The organism is Pedobacter sp. UYP24 (assembly GCF_054057295.1).
Window position 1 is genome coordinate 590,798 of record NZ_JBSRZD010000002.1, and the last position, 17,782, is coordinate 608,579.

Genomic DNA, 17,782 nt, shown 5'->3' on the forward strand with positions numbered 1-17,782 from the left:
TAACATGGCATATTCAGAAAAAGTAATGGAACATTATACCAACCCAAGAAACGTTGGTACTTTAAATAAAGATAGCAAGTCTGTTGGAACTGGATTAGTTGGCGCACCTGAGTGTGGCGATGTAATGCGTTTGCAGATTGAGGTTGATGAAAATAATGTGATCACTGATGCAAAGTTTAAAACTTTTGGATGTGGTTCTGCAATTGCATCATCATCGCTAGCAACAGAATGGTTAAAAGGTAAAACAGTTGATGAAGCCTTGGAAATTGACAATATGGATATTGTAGAAGAATTGGCACTTCCACCAGTTAAGATTCACTGTTCGGTATTGGCTGAAGATGCTATCAAATCAGCGATTAACGATTATCGCGTTAAAAATGGCTTGGAGCCATTTGAGCTTGCCAAGTCTCATCACTAATTAAATTCTATTATTATGATCACAATAACGGATAAAGCAAAAAGCAAAATAGACCACCTAATGCAAGACGCGCATATGGATGAAAACTATTTTTTGCGTGTTTCGGTTAAAGGTGGTGGTTGCTCAGGCCTTTCTTATAACCTGGACTTTGATAATGAAGAGCAAAAAGGGGATCAGTTTTTTGAAGATAGGGGTATTAAAATTGCATTGGACATGAAATCTTTCTTGTATCTGGCAGGAACTGAACTTGATTTTTCAGATGGATTAAATGGGAAGGGTTTTAATTTTAATAACCCTAACGCAAGCCGCTCTTGTGGATGCGGCGAAAGTTTCTCCGTTTAACATTCTATTACTATATTTGAAAGGGCACTTCGGTGCCCTTTTTTTGTTATATAGATAACCTGGATATTTCTTAACGAGCTAATTACAATTTATATGGTATCATTTAATGAGTTCTCAACAGTTCCGAGCTTGCTCAGAAACGTAGTAGAAAACATTCATAGACCCGAAGAAACCTTCCTTATCCATAAAAAGGATACTGAGTGGGAAGAAATATCTTATCGTGAAACGCTGGAGAATGCAGATGCAGTTTCCGCATTCTGCCTTGAGAAAGGAATAGGTAAGAGTGACAGGATGGGACTTATGATTGAAAACTCTCCAGAATACGTTTATTATGATCAGGGCATTCAGCAGATCGGAGCTATTAATGTATCCATCTATCCAACACTTTCAGAACACGAAATACAATACATTATAAACGATTCTGGCATTAAGGCTATCTTAATAGGCAATACTTTCTTATATAAGAAAGTATTGAAGATCGCTAAAAATTGTAAGGAACTTTTATTTATCATTCCTGCATTTCAGGAATATATCAAAGTTGAACTACCTAAAGACCTTGTAGCGGAAGTATTATATTTTCAGGATATACTGGAAAATAAATCTGCTGTTACTGCTGAAATCATTAATAAAATTTCATCAATAAGAACCGCTCTAAGACCATCTGATACTTCCGGACTAATCTATACTTCCGGCACCACTGGAACCCCAAAAGGTGTAATGTTATCTCATCATAACTTTGTTAAAAATGTAGAGGTGTGCCTTCAGCAAATACCGGTTATTGATGAAACTGAGACTTTTCTTTCTTTTCTTCCATTATCTCATGTATTTGAACGTACCGCAACCTATCATGTATGCTGTGCTCAAGGTTGTAAAATTGCATTTGCACAGAGCTTGGAGCTCCTTGCAAAAAACATGGGTGAAGTTAGACCTACTGTAATGAACTGCGTACCCAGATTATTAGAGAAAATCCATGATAAGGCCATAAAAGCAGGAACATCAGCAGGGGGAATTAAAGCGAAAATCTTCTTATGGGCTTTGGAAATAGGGCAAAAATATAGAAAGAAAATAGAAGCTGGAGAACACCCGGGTTTATTACTTTCAGCAAAAAAGACTATTGCCGAAAAGCTCGTATTCAGTAAAATAAAGGAGAAGACTGGAGGAAGACTTAAATTCATGATTTCAGGTGGCGCCGCACTTCCAAAGAATGTGGGAGAATTTTTTGGAAATCTCGGCATTAAGATCCTGGAAGGATTTGGCTTAACTGAAACATCGCCTGTAATGGCTGTTACTGAATATCATAGACAAGTATACGGTACTGTAGGTCGAGTAATTCCAGGGATAGAGATTGGTATTCAGGATGTAGAGACCAAGGAAATGATCAATATCCAGACACATGAATCTTTTAGTGAAGATTTTACTTGTGATGAGGGTGAGATTATTGTGAGGGGACATTGTGTAATGCAGGGCTATTTTAACAAACCAGCAGAAACGGCCGAGGCAATCGATAGGGATCAGTGGTTTCATACAGGAGACATCGGTCGCTTTTTTAAGGGTAACCTACAGATTACAGATCGTTTAAAGAACATGATTGTTAACGCCTATGGTAAAAATGTATACCCTACTCCGGTAGAAAACATTTATTTAAAGAGCCCTAAAATAGATCAGCTTTTCCTGGTAGGTGATAAACAAGAATATCTTACTGCCATTGTAATTCCTAATCAAGAAAACCTTCAGGAGGAATTCAATCTTAATGCATCTTTTTTCCAAGAACCGGGTATTTTTATAGAGAATAAGGAAATTACTGATTGGATTGGTAAAGACATCAAAAAATTCTCTGGTGAGCTGTCGAAATTTGAGCGAATAAAAAACTTTAAAGTAAAGCGCAATCCTTTTAGTATGGAAGAGGGAGAAATAACTCCTACTCTTAAAATAAAAAGAAAGGTAGTAGAGAAGAAATATGCAGACACGATAGCGGAAATGTATACAGAATCTATAGAATCAGATTAATTGCTTCGCAGAAAAATACTTTTAAAACAGTTCAATTACCTATTTTTGCCAAAATATATACAAATAAAATTATTCGGCTTTGCCGCATATCATAAACATGAGTACAGGACTATCAGAACAAGAAGTATTTCGCCGCAGCTCACTTCAGCAGCTGCGTGAATTAGGTATTAACCCCTACCCTGCAGAAGCATTTGAAATTAACGCAAATGCAGCAGATATTACTGCAAACTACGAACGGGATAAAACAGCTTATAAAAATATAAGTATTGCCGGAAGGATCATGTCTCGCAGAATAATGGGCAGTGCGTCTTTTGTTGAATTGCAGGATTCGACCGGCAGGATACAAGTTTACCTTAAACGTGATGATCTTTGTCCGGATGAGGACAAATCCCTCTATAATATCGTTTTTAAGAAACTTATGGACCTTGGGGATTTTATAGGAATTAAGGGTTATGTATTTACTACGCAGACTGGCGAGATCTCTATTCATGTAACTTCACTTAAACTCCTGTCAAAGTCTTTAAAACCACTTCCTGTTGTTAAACGTGATGAGGAAGGAAATATATACGATGGTTTTACAGACCCAGAATTACGCTACAGACAGCGCTATGTGGATTTGACTGTCAATCCAGACTTTAAACAGATCTTCATCAACCGTTCAAAGGTAATAAACACCATGCGTGCTTATTTTGATAATCAAGGTTGGATGGAAGTTGAAACTCCCATCCTGCAACCAATCCATGGTGGTGCTGCTGCAAGGCCTTTTTCAACACATCATAATACACTGGATATGCCACTTTATCTGCGCATAGCCAATGAGCTATACTTGAAAAGACTTATCGTTGCCGGTTTCGACGGCGTTTACGAATTCGGGAAAATGTTCAGGAATGAAGGTATGGATAGAACACACAATCCAGAATACACTTCAATGGAAATCTATGTAGCCTACAAAGACTACATCTGGATGATGGAAATGGTAGAAGAATGCTTCGAAAAAATAGCCATCGCTATTCATGGTAAATCAACCGTTAAGGTTGGAGATTATGAAATAAACTTTGAAGGTCCGTATGAAAAATTAACTATGTACGAGTCGATTGAAAAGTACACCGGAATTGATGTATCTGCAATGACGGAAGCGCAACTTCAAGAAACATGTAAGGGTCTGAATATAGAAATTGATTCAAGTATGGGTCGCGGTAAGCTTGTTGATGAGATATTTAGTGAAAAGGTAGAGGCAGAACTAATTCAGCCAACCTATATTACTGATTACCCATTAGAGATGACCCCACTTGCAAAAAAACATCGCAGCAAAGAAGGTCTTGTTGAAAGATTTGAGCTTTTTGTGATGGGTAAGGAAATAGGAAACGCTTACTCAGAGCTTAATGATCCAATAGATCAGAGGGAACGCTTTGAAGATCAGTTGACGTTAGCTGCAAGAGGTGATGCAGAAGCAATGGCAATGGATGATGACTTTATACGCGCTTTGGAATATGGTATGCCTCCAACATCCGGTTTGGGTATTGGAATTGATCGTTTGGTGATGCTGATGACTAATCAGTCTACCATTCAGGAAGTATTATTCTTCCCTCAAATGCGTCCTGAAAAGAAATTAAAGGTTACTACTGATGAAGACTTTGTAAATGCAGGAGTAGCTGCAGAATGGGTTCAGGTAATTAGAAAGTTGGGAATCAATACCATTGAAGAATTAAAAGCAGCGAGCCCAAATAAGATTTTTAACGATCTGGGCGGTATGCGTAAAAAAATGAAATTAGAATTGACTATGCCTACAAAAGAAGAAGTAACTGCTTGGTTCTCTTAACAAAATCATAACAAAAGCTTAAAGCCCTACCGCATTTATTGTAGTGGGGCTTTGTTAATTTTAAGGCGTACAATAAATAAGATATTATGAATACTTCAAGCCTTGAAATAACAGAAAACGAATACTGCATAAAATTAAATAAAGACTCATTCGATCTTACATTGATAAGACAGCTGATTAAAAGAATTCAATCTGAGCAGCTATTCTTCAGCAAAAGAAACCAATACATGGACGAAGATTTGATCAGCAGAGCATCAGATTATGAAAGTGATGAGAATTTTGACAGATTAAGCGAAAAATAAAAAAGCCACATTTGCATGTAGCTTACAGTTGCATTACCTGTACCTGATTTGCTGTCTATCCATCAACACCATCTGATCTTTCATTTGCTTTATCTGATCGGCAAGTAATTTGTTCTTGTCGGCCTTCTTTGCCTCAGTAAGATACATCTGTGCTTCTCTTTTATTTCTTTTTCCCATTGCAATACCTGCTAAACTAAGTTTGGCTAATGCCATATTGTGGTCCATATGCAATCCTAGTGTAACAGCTTTCTTGAAATACTTCTCAGATTGCATTGGAGCCTTTCTTGATTCAATTAAACCAACAAGTAGGTTGTAATAACCATGTTGTACTCTAATTAATTGCTTCTCATAGTTGGTTATCCTTTTTAAAAAGACTTCAGCTTTTACCATGTTATCTTTTCTTAAAAACCATTGCGCCAGCAACATGTTCTCATTAAAGAAATACGTTACAAAAACCAGTATACTTATAAATACGCCTAATATGCCCCAGCCCCAAAAACTGAAGATCATAAGCGCAATAGATGCCCCCAGTATAACAAAACCTAAAATAAGACGAACAATATTTGACATATTCCTTTATATATTTTTTTTGCAAATATCGTGTTTAAATACTAAAAAATTAGATTTAAAATTATAATTTCAGCAAAAAAACAAATTGAAAGCAAGGATCAGCACTAATGATTATACTATTAGCCATGAACGTAAGCGAAGAAAAGATTAATAAGAAAATCGAAGATAAATTAAGGCATAAAACTGTCCTAATCAACAAGTGTTCCCGTGAAGGATTGACTTCATTTCCCGAATTCAAAGAGAGTTATGATACAGAATATCCAATCTATGAAGCAGATTCCATGACAATTGATTCCTTAAAGCCTTTACTGAATGATAAAAAAGTGACCATAGTTCTTGGTACCTGGTGTGGTGATAGCAAATTACAGATTCCTCATTTTTTTAAAGTAATAGATAGCTTAGGAGTATCTGAAAAAGATGTTACAATTATAGCAGTTGATGGCAGCAAAAAAGCAGAGGGAGATATACTGAATGGATTAAAGATAGAATTCGTACCAACAATCATCATTTATGAAAAAGACAAAGAATTAGGTCGTATTACTGAAAACCCACTTGAGACCCTAGAAAAAGACATGTTCAACATATTAGCAACTAAATAATGTCTGTAAATCTGGAAAAAAGCTGGCTAGCGGTATTGGAAGAAGAATTTGAGAAAGATTATATGATTAATCTTAAATTTTTCCTGGTTCAGGAAAAAGAAAATGGGTATACTGTTTATCCCAAAGGCATAGAAATATTTAATGCACTCAACCATACGCCTTTTGATCAAGTTAAAGTAGTAATATTAGGTCAGGATCCTTACCACGGCAGCGGACAGGCACATGGTCTTTCTTTCTCTGTTCCAAAAGGGATGGTCGTACCTCCATCACTTAAAAACATCTATAAAGAACTTGCTGATGATATTTCTGATTACCAGATTCCTTCTCATGGTAATTTAATCCAATGGGCAAATCAGGGAGTATTATTGCTAAATGCCATGTTAACAGTTAGGGCCCATGAAGCTGGCTCTCATCAAGGCAAAGGCTGGGAAATATTTACAGATAAAATTATCACTACGCTTTCTGAAAAACGAGAAGGAATAGTATTCCTTCTATGGGGTAAGTATGCACAAAACAAAGCTACCATGATAGATGAGCAGAAGCACACCATACTAAAAGCGGCACACCCCTCTCCTTTTTCTGCTTACAACGGCTTTTTAGGTTGCAAACATTTTTCTAAAGCAAATGCAATTTTAGAAAAAGAAGGGAAAACTATAATTAACTGGCAAATCACCTAATACTCCAATGGCACAATAGGCTCTTTCTTAGTTGTAGACATGATCATCATGGTTTGAAAGGTTTTAACAACTGAGATTTTACTAATTTTATCCATAATCAACCGCTCGTAAGCCTTAATATTATTTACGTACACCTTAAGCAGAAAATCAGCCTGACCTGTTACGTGATGGCATTCTGTAATTTCCTTTATTAGATTTACCTCATCCAAAAATATTTGTATGGTGTTATTTTTATGAAAATCAAGCTGAACTTGTATAAAAGTCTTAATTCCCAGACCAAGCTTTTCTTCGTCTACAAGGGCATGGTAACTCTTAATGTATCCAGACATTTCAAGCTTACGTACCCTTTCCAGTGTTGGTGCGGGCGATAACCCAATCTCTTGAGATAATAAAAGGTTAGTTATTCTACCATTTTCTTGCAATAATTTAAGAATTTTAAAGTCAGTTTTATCTAATTCCGCAGCCATATTCAATATTTTATCCAAATATAGAACAACAATGGTTTAAGTGCCAAATTTTATTCTATAATAATGAATAAAAAATATATTTTATTTGTCGCTATTTTTTTTAGATTTGTCTAAAATATAAGTTAGACTGCCATCAATGAGAACTTTTACAGAAGAGAATTATTTAAAAATTATCTACCATCTTTCTCTGGGTAATAGTGCATTAGTTCAAACAAATGCGATTGCAGAAAGGATTCAAACTAAAGCAGCATCAGTTACAGACATGATGCGTAAACTATCTGAAAAGAAACTGCTTAATTATCAAAAATATCAAGGAGTATCGCTTACTGAACAAGGAGAAACTGTTGCACTCGATATTGTAAGAAAACACCGCCTATGGGAAGTATTCCTGGTAGATAAACTAAAATTTAAATGGGATCAGGTTCATGAAATCGCAGAAGAACTGGAACATATCAATTCAGGCGAACTTATTGAACGTTTAGACGAATTCCTAAAATTCCCTACAAATGATCCGCATGGGGATCCAATTCCCGACAAGGATGGTAAGTTCAGCAATCTTGCTTTTATCAAATTAAATAAACTAGAAAAAGAGCAAACAGGAATTATTATGGGGGTTAGCGAACATTCACCTGAATTTTTACAGCATTTAGAAAGATTAAGCCTAACGTTAGGCCGGCAGATAGCTGTGATGGACATTATAGATTTCGATGGGTCATTGGAACTGGAAATAGAAGGAAAGAAAATTAATGTAAGTCGCGAAATAGCAAAACATCTACTTGTTAAAATATAATGAGCAACTCATCTAATCATAAACACTCCGATTCGCTTAGCGAAGTACACAACAGTGTAGACACGAGTAAAAGAACAGGATGGAAACGCATCATATCTTTTCTTGGTCCAGCATACCTGGTAAGCGTTGGTTACATGGACCCTGGTAACTGGGCCACTGATATTGCTGGTGGAAGTAAATTTGGTTACCAGCTAATCTGGATCTTATTAATGTCTAATTTAATTGCCTTATTATTACAGTCCCTTAGTGCGCGTTTAGGAATAGTAAGAGGATTAGATTTGGCCCAGGCCTCAAGAAATGCTTATCCTAAATGGGTGAACATACCACTGTTCGGACTTGCACAAACTGCTATTGTGGCCTGTGATCTGGCGGAAATTATTGGAATGGCAATTGGGCTTAACCTTTTGTTTGGACTACCACTAATATGGGGTATTAGCGTCACTATATTCGATACAGTATTGCTATTGTTTCTATTAAACAAAGGAATGCGTAAAATGGAGGTATTCATTGTTTCAATGGTATTTATTGTTGGGCTCTCCTTTTTAGTAGAGATGTTCATTGTAGAGCCATCCATTATCGAAATTGCTAAAGGCTTTAAGCCGGGTATGCTTTCCAGTCAGGCATTATATATCGCTATCGGGATAATAGGCGCTACAGTAATGCCTCATAACCTTTATCTTCATTCTTCACTGGTGCAAACCAGGAAAATAAAAAGAGACGACGCCGGAATTAAGGAAGCTATAAAATTCAATTTCATTGATACCGCAGTAGCGCTTAACCTCGCTTTTTTCGTTAACGCCGCTATTTTAATTCTTGCAGCGGCAGCATTCTATAAAAATGGACTTCATGAGGTTGCTGAAATTCAAGATGCCTACAAACTGCTGCAAAACATATTCGGTAATACAGCACCTACCCTATTTGCAATTGCGCTAATAGCTGCCGGACAGAGCTCTACAGTTACAGGAACCCTTGCTGGTCAGATTGTAATGGAGGGCCACTTAAAACTTCGCATACAGCCATGGCTTAGGAGATTAATCACCCGCCTATTGGCCATTATCCCAGCTTTTTTTACCATTCTTTATTTTGGTGATGACGCACTAGGAGGGTTACTTATCCTTAGTCAGGTAGTCTTAAGTCTGCAGCTTGGATTTGCAGTAATACCCCTAATACATTTCACATCAGATCGAAAAACAATGAAAATCTTTGCTATAAAACCTTGGGTAAAGGTTTTAGCCTGGGCAAGTTCAATCGTCATCGTTTCTCTAAATGTAAGGTTGGTTATAGAGGAAATCAGCATTTGGGGAGCCACAGGTGGATGGTACGTGTATTATTTAATAGTTCCGCTTGCTATTCTTGTTGGTGTATTCCTTCTTTATATTTTTATTTACCCATTGGTAAAACAGGCCAAGTCTGGTCAAAATATTGCTCCTCATGGCAATGCTCTTAATATCGAGGAGGTTGAGAAAATTCAATACAAAAGAATCGGGATAACTGTAGATTTCTCTAAGAACGATCGTACTACAATCCGCCATGCTTTAATACAAGGTGGTAATGAGGCTGATTATTACCTTATTCATGTAGTTGAGACAGCTGCCGCCAGATATCATGGAAATTCTGCAATGGATTATGAGACTCAAAGCGATGAGGAGAACCTGGAAAAATACAGGACAAATCTTGCAGAGCTGGGGTACACCTCAACGGCCCATATTGGCTACGGTGGCACAGTAAAGGCAATTGTGGAGATTAGCAACAAAAACAAGTTAGAATTATTGGTTATGGGTGCTCATGGTCACAAAGGCCTAAAAGATCTTATTCTTGGCACTACGGTTAACTCCGTAAGGCACAGGGTATCGATACCGGTATTAATTGTAAGATAATTTACGATATTTGCAGTAATGAAGAACGATATACAGATCAAGAATAAACGGGCCTATTTTGATTACCACATTATAGAAAAATATAATGCTGGACTCGCCCTACTTGGAACAGAAATCAAAGCCATCAGGCAGGGTAAGGCCAATATGTCTGATGCCTTCTGTATGTTCATCGGAAACACCCTGTACGTCAGAAATCTTCATATTTCAGAATACAGTCACAGCTCCTTTCATCATCACGATATCAAACGTGATAGGGTATTGCTTCTTCAAAAAAAGGAACTCCGCAAGCTGAAGGTAAAAGGCGAAGAGAAAGGATACACGATTGTGCCACTAAGAATTTTTACCAACGAAAGAGGGTTTGCTAAAATAGAGATCGCACTGGCACAAGGTAAAAAGGAATTTGATAAAAGAGACAGCATTAAGGATAGAGAATCTAAACGCGAAATGGACAGGGCAATGAAGGTTTAATCCTTTACCAGGCCTGATCGCCAACCAGCGGCACAAACCTGAATGTATCCAATTCAATTCTTTCAAAGTCAGATTCGCTCACGCGAATTACTGTTACCATTTTCTGAGTTCGCTCATCACCTACAGGGATAACCAGAATACCACCAATCTTCAATTGCTTCAATAAAATTTCAGGAACAAAAGGTGCCCCGGCAGTAACTATGATTTTAGCGTAAGGCGCATGGGCGGCAATACCTTTAGATCCGTCACCAAAAAAAAAGTGCGCATTATAACCCATACCCGGTAAAACCCTAATGGTATGGCGATAAATAGACTCCTGCCGTTCTATAGTATATACATTAGCACCTAACTCCATTAAAATACAGGTCTGATAACCAGATCCTGTACCGATTTCCAACACTTTATCCCCTCTTTTAATGTGGAGCAGTTCACTTTGATAAGCAACAGTATAGGGCTGAGAAATAGTTTGTCCGTCTCCAATTGGAAAGGCAATGTCCTTGTAGGCTTGATTCCAGAACGTCTCGTCAAAAAAGAAATGCCTCGGTACCTTGCCAATTGCTTTCAGTACATTTTTATCTTCAATTCCTCTGGATGCAAGGTGTGCCACTAGCTTTTTTCTTGCTCCCTGTTCTCTGTAATTGTCAATAAACTTATATGCCATTATATCAAAAATAGCTTTTTGAAAGATAATCCAGCTAATAATTAGCTGTGTCTATTCTAAAATAATTCTAATCCACACACAATCAATCCCAATAAATTAGTAAGGATCAACATCTACTTGGATATTCACCGCTCTGTATTCTTTTTCCGACTGGAATTGTAGCATCACTTCTTTCAATACAGATTTCACTTTTAACATGGAGGTATTTTTATCGCTTTTAATAATTACCTGTTTGATATAATAGTTTCTAATGCGCGATATCAGTGGTTGTTCCGGTCCAAGCACGCGGTATCCCAAATGAACTCTTAAGGCGGTAGCGAAAGCTTGTGAAGCCACGTTTAGTAAATCAGCATCCTTATGCTTCACATTTATAAAGATGAGCTTAGTAAATGGAGGATAGTTGAATTGCTTACGCTCTGCGAGTTCATTCTCATACATTTCCTGATATTTGTTATCTATTACCTGGTTAATGATTCTATGGTTGTCATCGTAAGCCTGGATAATTACTTTTCCTTGTTTGTCACGTCGGCCTGCCCTACCAGCCACCTGTGCAAGCAACTGATAACTGCGTTCAAATGCTCTAAAGTCAGGATAATTCAATAACGTGTCTGCATTGATTACACCAATCAGAGTAACATTCTCAAAATCCAGACCTTTAGCTACCATCTGAGTACCAATAAGAATGTCCGTCTTCTTTTCCTGAAACTCAGAGATAATTTGCTGCAAGCCATTCTTAGTCCTTGTACTATCAACATCCAATCGCGCAATCCTTGCCTCTGGAAAAATCAAACTTAATTCCTCTTCTATTCTTTCCGTACCAAATCCTTTTTGCTCGATATGTACAGAGCCACAAGCCGGACAAATATTTATACTGCTTTGGTGGTATCCACAATAATGACAATGCAACTTACCACTGGTTTTATGAAAGGTAAGACTAACATCACAGTTCACACATTTAGGGGCATATCCACAGGTAGCACAAATCAAAATGGTGGCATACCCCCTTCGATTTTGAAACAAAATCACCTGCTCTTTATGTTGAAGTGTTAGTTCAATCTCTTCTATAAGTTTACTGGAAAAGTAAGAAACCATCTTCTTTCGTTTAGTTTCCTCTGCAATACTAATCACCTCCTGTAAAGGAAGCTCCACACCACCAAAACGTTCATTTAATTTTACCAATCCATATTTACCAGTTGTAGCATTATAATAACTTTCTATAGATGGCGTTGCAGATCCCAACATAATTTTAGCACCATGCATATGACCCATATACACCGCCGCATCCCGTGCCTGATAACGCGGAGAGGGATCATGCTGCTTATAAGAAGATTCGTGCTCCTCATCAACTACAATGAGCTTTAATTCTTTAAAAGGAAGAAATACGGCAGATCTTGCACCAAGAACTACACGATATTGCCCGTTTAGCACCTTGTTCCAAATTTCCACACGCTCATTATTGTTAAACTTACTATGGTAAACACCAATTGCATCGCCAAAATACATTTGTATACGTTCAACTATTTGCGTGGTTAGGGCAATCTCAGGCAGTAAAAACAGTACCTGTCCCCCTTTTTCTATTGCTTGTTCTATTAATTTAATATAAACTTGAGTTTTCCCAGAAGCGGTCACTCCATGTAAAAGCACTACTTCCTTTTCAAGAAATGCATCCTGAATTTCATTTAATGCTTTATTCTGCGCCTCACTTAAAGTGAAATTTAGGATGAAGCCATCATTGTTATCCTCCAATCTGCTAACCGGCCTTTTATTAACCTTAAAAATTTCCTTATCACATAAAGACTTAAAGGTTGTTGCACCACAATGACTTTCCGTTAACAATTCATCTTTTGAAACAATCTGCTGCTGTCTTGCCAGTTTAAGATAAGCCAGTAGCGCATCTAACTGCTTCGGAGCACGCTCAAGAAGGGTAAATAATTGTTTTAGATTGTCTTCATCCTGGTAGAAACTGTTAAGCGATACAAAAGCTTTTAACAAAGGCCTATATTTTTCTATAACTTCCTCCGCAATGTAAATCATCCCTTTACTCAAAAGTGAGTTTATAATAGGGTAAACTGTCTTTTGTCCCAGCAAAGCCGATACATCATCAATAGTTAATCTCGCCCTGCTTCTAAAGGCATTGAGTATCAATTGTTCCTTTTCGCTAAATGCCTCCTCATCAATCAGTGCATCTTCTTTCAAAACAATAATAGTTTCACTGGCCAACTTCAATCCTGTAGGTAGCGCGGCCGACATGACATCTCCTTCATTGCACAAATAGTATCCTGTCATCCAATCCCATAATTGTAACTGTTGCTCAGTAATAATGGGGTGGCTATCAATTACATCAATAATATATTTGGCTTCATAAATCTCAGGAGCACTTTTTCTTATGCTTTTTACGAGTGCAGTGTAAATCTTATTCTTTCCAAACTGTACTACAACACGCTTGCCAACGGCAACTTCATCATTCAGATCAAAGGGAACCCGATATATGTAGTTTTTCGTCAAAGACAGCGGCAAAATCACCTCTATAAATAACGTTTCTCTTTCTACAAAATCAGGTTCATGAAGATCAAGCATTCTTAATTTTTAAAGCGTTTAAAAATAACATTAACCATCCTAATATTAACAATAATCCACCCAAAGGTGTGATCGGACCTACTGAATTCAGAAAACTGAAATTCGTAATAGATCTTGTTGCCAAAAGATATAAAGAGCCTGAGAAAAATACAATTCCAATGGTAAAGAACCAGTAAGCCAGACGAAGCTGTTTACCACCCTTTAACTGAGAAAGAAATAGCAAGGCAAAAGTATGATAAAACTGATATTCAACTCCCTTTGCCCATATAGTCAGTGCCTCCTCATCAATAACTTGCTTTAGTCCGTGCGCACCAAAAGCACCAAGTACTACAGCAAGGGCACCAAATAAGGAGGCGGTTAATACTATGCTTCTATTCATTGCAAAACGCTTTTTAGAAAACAAACTTATATAAAATTGTTAGGTAACAGGTATTAAAGACAAACAAATTCTCTAAGTTTGTTATAACACACATGAAAAGGATAGTAATCATAATTGCGGTGTTATTCATTGCCATCGTTACCATGGCCTATCTCTATTTCGGGGGCCTAATTACAGAGCAAAAGAATAACGATCATAGCTTGCAGGCTATTACCGGCATCACTCCGCTTATATTTTCTTTCGAAAACGATGAAAGCATTCTTGATATTTTAAGCGGTCAAGACCTTCTTCAGCAAATAATTGGACCACAAAAATTTACACAACTGCATTCTTTAGCAAATCACCTGCTCAAAATTCCTGCTGTTGGTCCTTTCTTTTCCAAACAAAATGTATATATAGGAATTTGTGCCGGTAAGGAAAAGAACCTTGATTTTTTATACACTACCCAAATTAGTAACAAGTATAACTTCCAGCAACTAGTACAGCGTTTAAAGTCGGCAAAGGTTAAAATCAGTCTAACTTCAAAAAATCCAGTAAAGATTGAACTGTCAGATAGCAGCGTCTTTTACGTTGGGAATAAAGATAATCTGCTATTACTTTCCAGCTCAGCAGAATTAGTAACTCTTGCATTAAAGAAAGAAAATGAAAAAGATAATAAGTTTGCAGATTTCATCAAAACAAATAGCAGGATCACAAAGAATAGTTTGGCCGAAGTGTATGTTAATTTTGAAAAGCTATCAGATATTTTAGAGAATACGATGCCTGGCTCACTTAATGGAGAGTTATCTCTGCTAAACAAACAGCCCGCGTACGCTGCATTAGTTTACAATTACAGCAAAGACAAAATACTTTTAACAGGCACTACAACGGTTGATAGTAAGGATACTTATTATAACTTATTCCTTAGCTCCAAACCCAATAAAACAACTATTAATAGCATTGTACCAGACATTACCGCTAACTATAGCACCTATTTTATCAGCAACTACCAAACTTACCATACGGGACTTAAAAACTGGTTTAGAATAAAAAAGGAAGAAAAGTCTATAGATGCTGCAATAAAAACAATGAGTAATGTTTATCACATAGATATGCAACAACTGCTTCCAAAGTATTTTAAAGACCAAATGATCACTTTCCAACTCAGCAATGGAGAGAAATTAGGCGCTATCAACCTAAGTAACGGCGATAAGTTGGCGCAACTGCTGATAGACCTTAGCAGTCCCTATAATGAAGACATTAAATTACTTAACGTAAATGATTTGCTTTACAGTTTCTTTGGCGAAGCTTTTAAGAAGTTTAAAAGACCGTATTACACCATTGTAGACAACTACCTCATTTTTTCTAATAGCGCAAGTGGATTAAGTGCTTACCTGGAAAGCTATAGATCCGGCAAACTGCTGATCAACAACAATAACTACACCAATACAATCAATCAACTTCCCAGCTCTGCTTCCATCAATTTCTATATAGATCTTGAAAATTCAACTCGAATTATACAAAAAAACATTTATCTGCCTTTTTTCCGTCATATTTATTCAGAAGATGGATTAAAAAGCTATTCTTCAATTGTCTATCAGCTCAGCAGCGACAATGGAAAATTTCTCAGCAATTTTTTGATGACTAAAAAACTTACCCGCCAAGCACCAGATTCTTTAATAATCCTTCACTAAAACACCATTTAAATATTAACTTTATTGTGTTAGTTTTAAATATGTTGAGAAAATTCGCATTACTAAGTATATTCCTTTTTTCTTTTAACAATATGAATGCTCAACAGTATGGGCTATTCAACACTAGGACCATGTTTGATGGCTTCGAAAACCCAGCTCAAAAAACGTTTTTATTAGACTACTCACGCAAGTTTAGCTCAAATTTCTTTCTACCAAATTTCGGATTAACCGCTTCTACAAAAGGGAATGACAAATTTATGCGCAATCTAATTAACGGACGTGTATACAATTCGAAAATACTGCCGCTTGGTAGAAATCAGAACAATACCATACTTGAAAACTCAAACATTTATTTAGCTACACTTAAAATTTTTCATTCCTATAAATATCAAAAGGAAATTGGCCTATCCTGGCAAGTAAAAACCGAAGCCCGTGCAGATTTCACAAATGAAACATTGGCATTGCTGGATACATATAAGAGATTTGATGAAAGCGGACTAACAAAATTTGACAATGCTTTCAATAATAAAGCACTTGCGCAAAGCTATCATCAATTTAGTCTTAGCTACCGCGAAAACTACAATAAAGAACTAGCCTTTGGTCTTAAACTTAGCTTACTGAGCGGCATAAGTTACAATAGGTTAAACATTACAGAATCTAATTTTAATCAAGATATTAATGGTGATATCACAGTAAAGCTTAAAGGGTATTACAAAGCAAGCTTTTTATATGTTGATGAACTACAGAAAAAAGACCTGGCCCCCCTTTTCAAAAACCCAGGTGCAGCTATAACATTCGGCACAACCTACACCGCAAAAAATGGAACCGTTATTATGGCCAATTTAAAAGATCTAGGTATTATTAGATGGGGTAAAAATTCTGCTTTCTCCAATTTTAATAAGACAGAGATTATTAACAGGCCAGATGCGTTAACTTCAAAAGATGTTGAGAACAAAATCACAGATGTGGTGCTATTAAACTCAGGCAGACAACATTTCTTTGCACTTACCAATGCCAAAATAGATTTTTTAGTCTCAAGACCTAACGGTTTTTACACTCCAAGCTTCATTATTTCTAAAAATGTATTCTACAAAGGTGGGGATGTTGCTTTTGTAAACAAGTTCGATTACAATGATTTTTCTTTAAGCGCAATACCTGCCTACAACTTAGATGGACTAATGCTTTTCGGATTACAGGGAATGTATAAGACGCCCAACTTCGAATTATTCCTGGGTTCTGATAACTTATTTAAAACTACCTCCCAAGTAAAAGGGATATTAAACAGAGATGAAACTATTGGAAACGGATACAATGGAGTTTCTTACTACATGGGAGTAGGCATTAAATTTGGAAATGTAGTTGAACATCCACAAAATAGCAGCACAATGCCGGGCATTAATGATAATCAATCCAGTTTCTTCAAAAGCATTTTCGGTATCTTCTCCAGAAAGAAATAACTACAACTTGGGTTTAGGTGTAGTCAACACAAAATCTTTCAGGTAAAACGGCTCGAGGTAAGCCAGGTTCTCAAAAGTGCTGCTTAAGAAAGAAGCATGTGTCAATTTACTCATGTTACCGGCAGAGTTAAAATTGTCGGATGAAAATGAGGCATGCAGACTAATGATCGAACTCCTACATTTTTCGGCTCCGTCACCAATAAATACCATATCCTGATTCTCTAAATAAGATGTAAAACTATTTTCGTCAATGATCTTAGCAGATATTTGTTCAACATAGTCCAAATCAGTATTATAAATAGCGGTAAAAACTTCCATCCTTCGGGCATCAATCATAGGACAGATCAGGCCCTTATAATCCGGGTTCTGCAACATAAAACCCTGGGCCATCATCTTAAGTGTATCAATAGCAATCAGCGGTTTATCCAGTGCAAAACAAAATCCTTTTGCTGTAGAAACTCCAATCCTTAATCCAGTATAAGAACCCGGCCCTTTGCTAACAGCGATAGCATCCAAATCTGAGAAGCTAGCCTGAGCCTGTTCCATCACGTCTTGAACAAACAGGGTTAAACTCCTTGCATGAATGTTATGTTCCTGAAGTTCTTTAATAGCGATAGTTTGCCCATCTTTCGATAAAGCGGCAGAACAAACCTGCGTAGCAGTTTCAATTTGAAGTATAAGCGACATATTGTAAATGTA

Annotated in this window: 18 protein-coding genes; 12 read left to right on the forward strand and 6 right to left on the reverse strand. The window is 36.9% G+C overall.

The features are described 5' to 3' along the window. Positions 1-4: 4 nt before the first annotated feature. The 5 genes from iscU (at position 5) to ACVWYN_RS07245 (ending at position 4,888) form a co-directional block, all read left to right on the forward strand. On the forward strand, positions 5-418 hold the full coding sequence (gene iscU, locus ACVWYN_RS07225) for a Fe-S cluster assembly scaffold IscU (RefSeq protein WP_457288161.1): 414 nt from the start codon (positions 5-7) through the stop codon (positions 416-418). Between the two features lie 15 nt (positions 419-433). Further along, positions 434-760 (forward strand): HesB/IscA family protein, encoded by a 327-nt coding sequence (locus tag ACVWYN_RS07230; protein ID WP_457288162.1) that lies wholly within the window; start codon positions 434-436, stop codon positions 758-760. Between the two features lie 93 nt (positions 761-853). Further along, complete coding sequence (locus tag ACVWYN_RS07235; RefSeq protein WP_457288163.1) at positions 854-2,767, forward strand: AMP-dependent synthetase/ligase; 1,914 nt, start codon at positions 854-856, stop codon at positions 2,765-2,767. Between the two features lie 97 nt (positions 2,768-2,864). Further along, positions 2,865-4,586, forward strand: a complete 1,722-nt coding sequence (gene lysS / locus ACVWYN_RS07240) for a lysine--tRNA ligase (protein ID WP_457288164.1) — start codon at positions 2,865-2,867, stop codon at positions 4,584-4,586. Between the two features lie 86 nt (positions 4,587-4,672). Then, entirely contained in the window at positions 4,673-4,888 is a 216-nt protein-coding gene (locus tag ACVWYN_RS07245; RefSeq protein ID WP_457288165.1) for a hypothetical protein, read from the forward strand. Between the two features lie 33 nt (positions 4,889-4,921). Here ACVWYN_RS07245 and ACVWYN_RS07250 read toward each other — a convergent pair whose 3' ends face one another. Then, the gene (locus ACVWYN_RS07250) at positions 4,922-5,458 is read right to left on the reverse strand and encodes a DUF2892 domain-containing protein (RefSeq protein ID WP_457288166.1); all 537 of its coding nucleotides are present in this window, start codon (positions 5,456-5,458) and stop codon (positions 4,922-4,924) included. Positions 5,459-5,583: 125 nt separating this feature from the next. On the opposite strand from ACVWYN_RS07250, the gene ACVWYN_RS07255 reads away from it, so the two are divergent. Together ACVWYN_RS07255 and ung are read left to right on the forward strand one after the other, a co-directional pair. Beyond that, entirely contained in the window at positions 5,584-6,057 is a 474-nt protein-coding gene (locus ACVWYN_RS07255; protein ID WP_457288167.1) for a thioredoxin family protein, read from the forward strand. Further along, the gene (ung, locus tag ACVWYN_RS07260) at positions 6,057-6,734 is read left to right on the forward strand and encodes a uracil-DNA glycosylase (RefSeq protein ID WP_457288168.1); all 678 of its coding nucleotides are present in this window, start codon (positions 6,057-6,059) and stop codon (positions 6,732-6,734) included. The genes ACVWYN_RS07255 and ung overlap by 1 nt, the downstream gene beginning before the upstream one ends. Here ung and ACVWYN_RS07265 read toward each other — a convergent pair. After that, entirely contained in the window at positions 6,731-7,201 is a 471-nt protein-coding gene (locus ACVWYN_RS07265) for an Lrp/AsnC family transcriptional regulator (RefSeq protein WP_457288169.1), read from the reverse strand. The two genes, ung and ACVWYN_RS07265, sit on opposite strands and share 4 nt — an antisense overlap. A gap of 136 nt (positions 7,202-7,337) precedes the next feature. On the opposite strand from ACVWYN_RS07265, the gene ACVWYN_RS07270 reads away from it, so the two are divergent. From ACVWYN_RS07270 to smpB, 3 genes are read left to right on the forward strand one after another with little or no spacing between them, the layout of a single operon-like run. Beyond that, positions 7,338-7,991: a metal-dependent transcriptional regulator gene (locus ACVWYN_RS07270; RefSeq protein WP_457288170.1), complete on the forward strand. Its 654-nt coding sequence runs from the start codon at positions 7,338-7,340 to the stop codon at positions 7,989-7,991. Continuing rightward, complete coding sequence (locus ACVWYN_RS07275) at positions 7,991-9,868, forward strand: Nramp family divalent metal transporter (RefSeq protein WP_457288171.1); 1,878 nt, start codon at positions 7,991-7,993, stop codon at positions 9,866-9,868. The genes ACVWYN_RS07270 and ACVWYN_RS07275 overlap by 1 nt, the downstream gene beginning before the upstream one ends. Before the next feature lie 18 nt (positions 9,869-9,886). After that, complete coding sequence (smpB, locus tag ACVWYN_RS07280) at positions 9,887-10,336, forward strand: SsrA-binding protein SmpB (protein ID WP_457288172.1); 450 nt, start codon at positions 9,887-9,889, stop codon at positions 10,334-10,336. Positions 10,337-10,340: 4 nt separating this feature from the next. Here the strand turns inward: smpB and ACVWYN_RS07285 are convergent, their stop codons facing one another. The 3 genes from ACVWYN_RS07285 to ACVWYN_RS07295 all read right to left on the reverse strand — a co-directional run bounded on the left by ACVWYN_RS07285 (position 10,341) and on the right by ACVWYN_RS07295 (position 13,953). After that, a complete protein-coding gene (locus ACVWYN_RS07285; protein ID WP_457288173.1) occupies positions 10,341-10,997 on the reverse strand; it encodes a protein-L-isoaspartate(D-aspartate) O-methyltransferase in 657 nt (218 codons plus the stop codon). 96 nt (positions 10,998-11,093) lie between these two features. Next, on the reverse strand, positions 11,094-13,574 hold the full coding sequence (priA, locus tag ACVWYN_RS07290; protein WP_457288174.1) for a replication restart helicase PriA: 2,481 nt from the start codon (positions 13,572-13,574) through the stop codon (positions 11,094-11,096). Then, on the reverse strand, positions 13,567-13,953 hold the full coding sequence (locus tag ACVWYN_RS07295) for a DUF423 domain-containing protein (protein ID WP_457288175.1): 387 nt from the start codon (positions 13,951-13,953) through the stop codon (positions 13,567-13,569). The genes priA and ACVWYN_RS07295 overlap by 8 nt, the downstream gene beginning before the upstream one ends. 92 nt (positions 13,954-14,045) lie before the next feature. Here ACVWYN_RS07295 and ACVWYN_RS07300 point away from each other — a divergent pair, with 92 nt between their 5' ends. Both ACVWYN_RS07300 and ACVWYN_RS07305 read left to right on the forward strand, forming a co-directional pair. Continuing rightward, on the forward strand, positions 14,046-15,626 hold the full coding sequence (locus ACVWYN_RS07300) for a hypothetical protein (protein ID WP_457288176.1): 1,581 nt from the start codon (positions 14,046-14,048) through the stop codon (positions 15,624-15,626). 41 nt (positions 15,627-15,667) lie between these two features. Beyond that, positions 15,668-17,083 carry a DUF5723 family protein gene (locus ACVWYN_RS07305; protein WP_457288177.1) on the forward strand — a complete coding sequence of 472 codons (1,416 nt, stop codon included), beginning with the start codon at positions 15,668-15,670 and terminating at the stop codon, positions 17,081-17,083. Here ACVWYN_RS07305 and tsaB read toward each other — a convergent pair whose 3' ends face one another. Beyond that, positions 17,084-17,770, reverse strand: coding sequence for a tRNA (adenosine(37)-N6)-threonylcarbamoyltransferase complex dimerization subunit type 1 TsaB (gene tsaB / locus ACVWYN_RS07310; RefSeq protein ID WP_457288178.1), 687 nt, complete (start codon positions 17,768-17,770; stop codon positions 17,084-17,086). It lies immediately after the preceding gene. Positions 17,771-17,782: the final 12 nt, after the last annotated feature.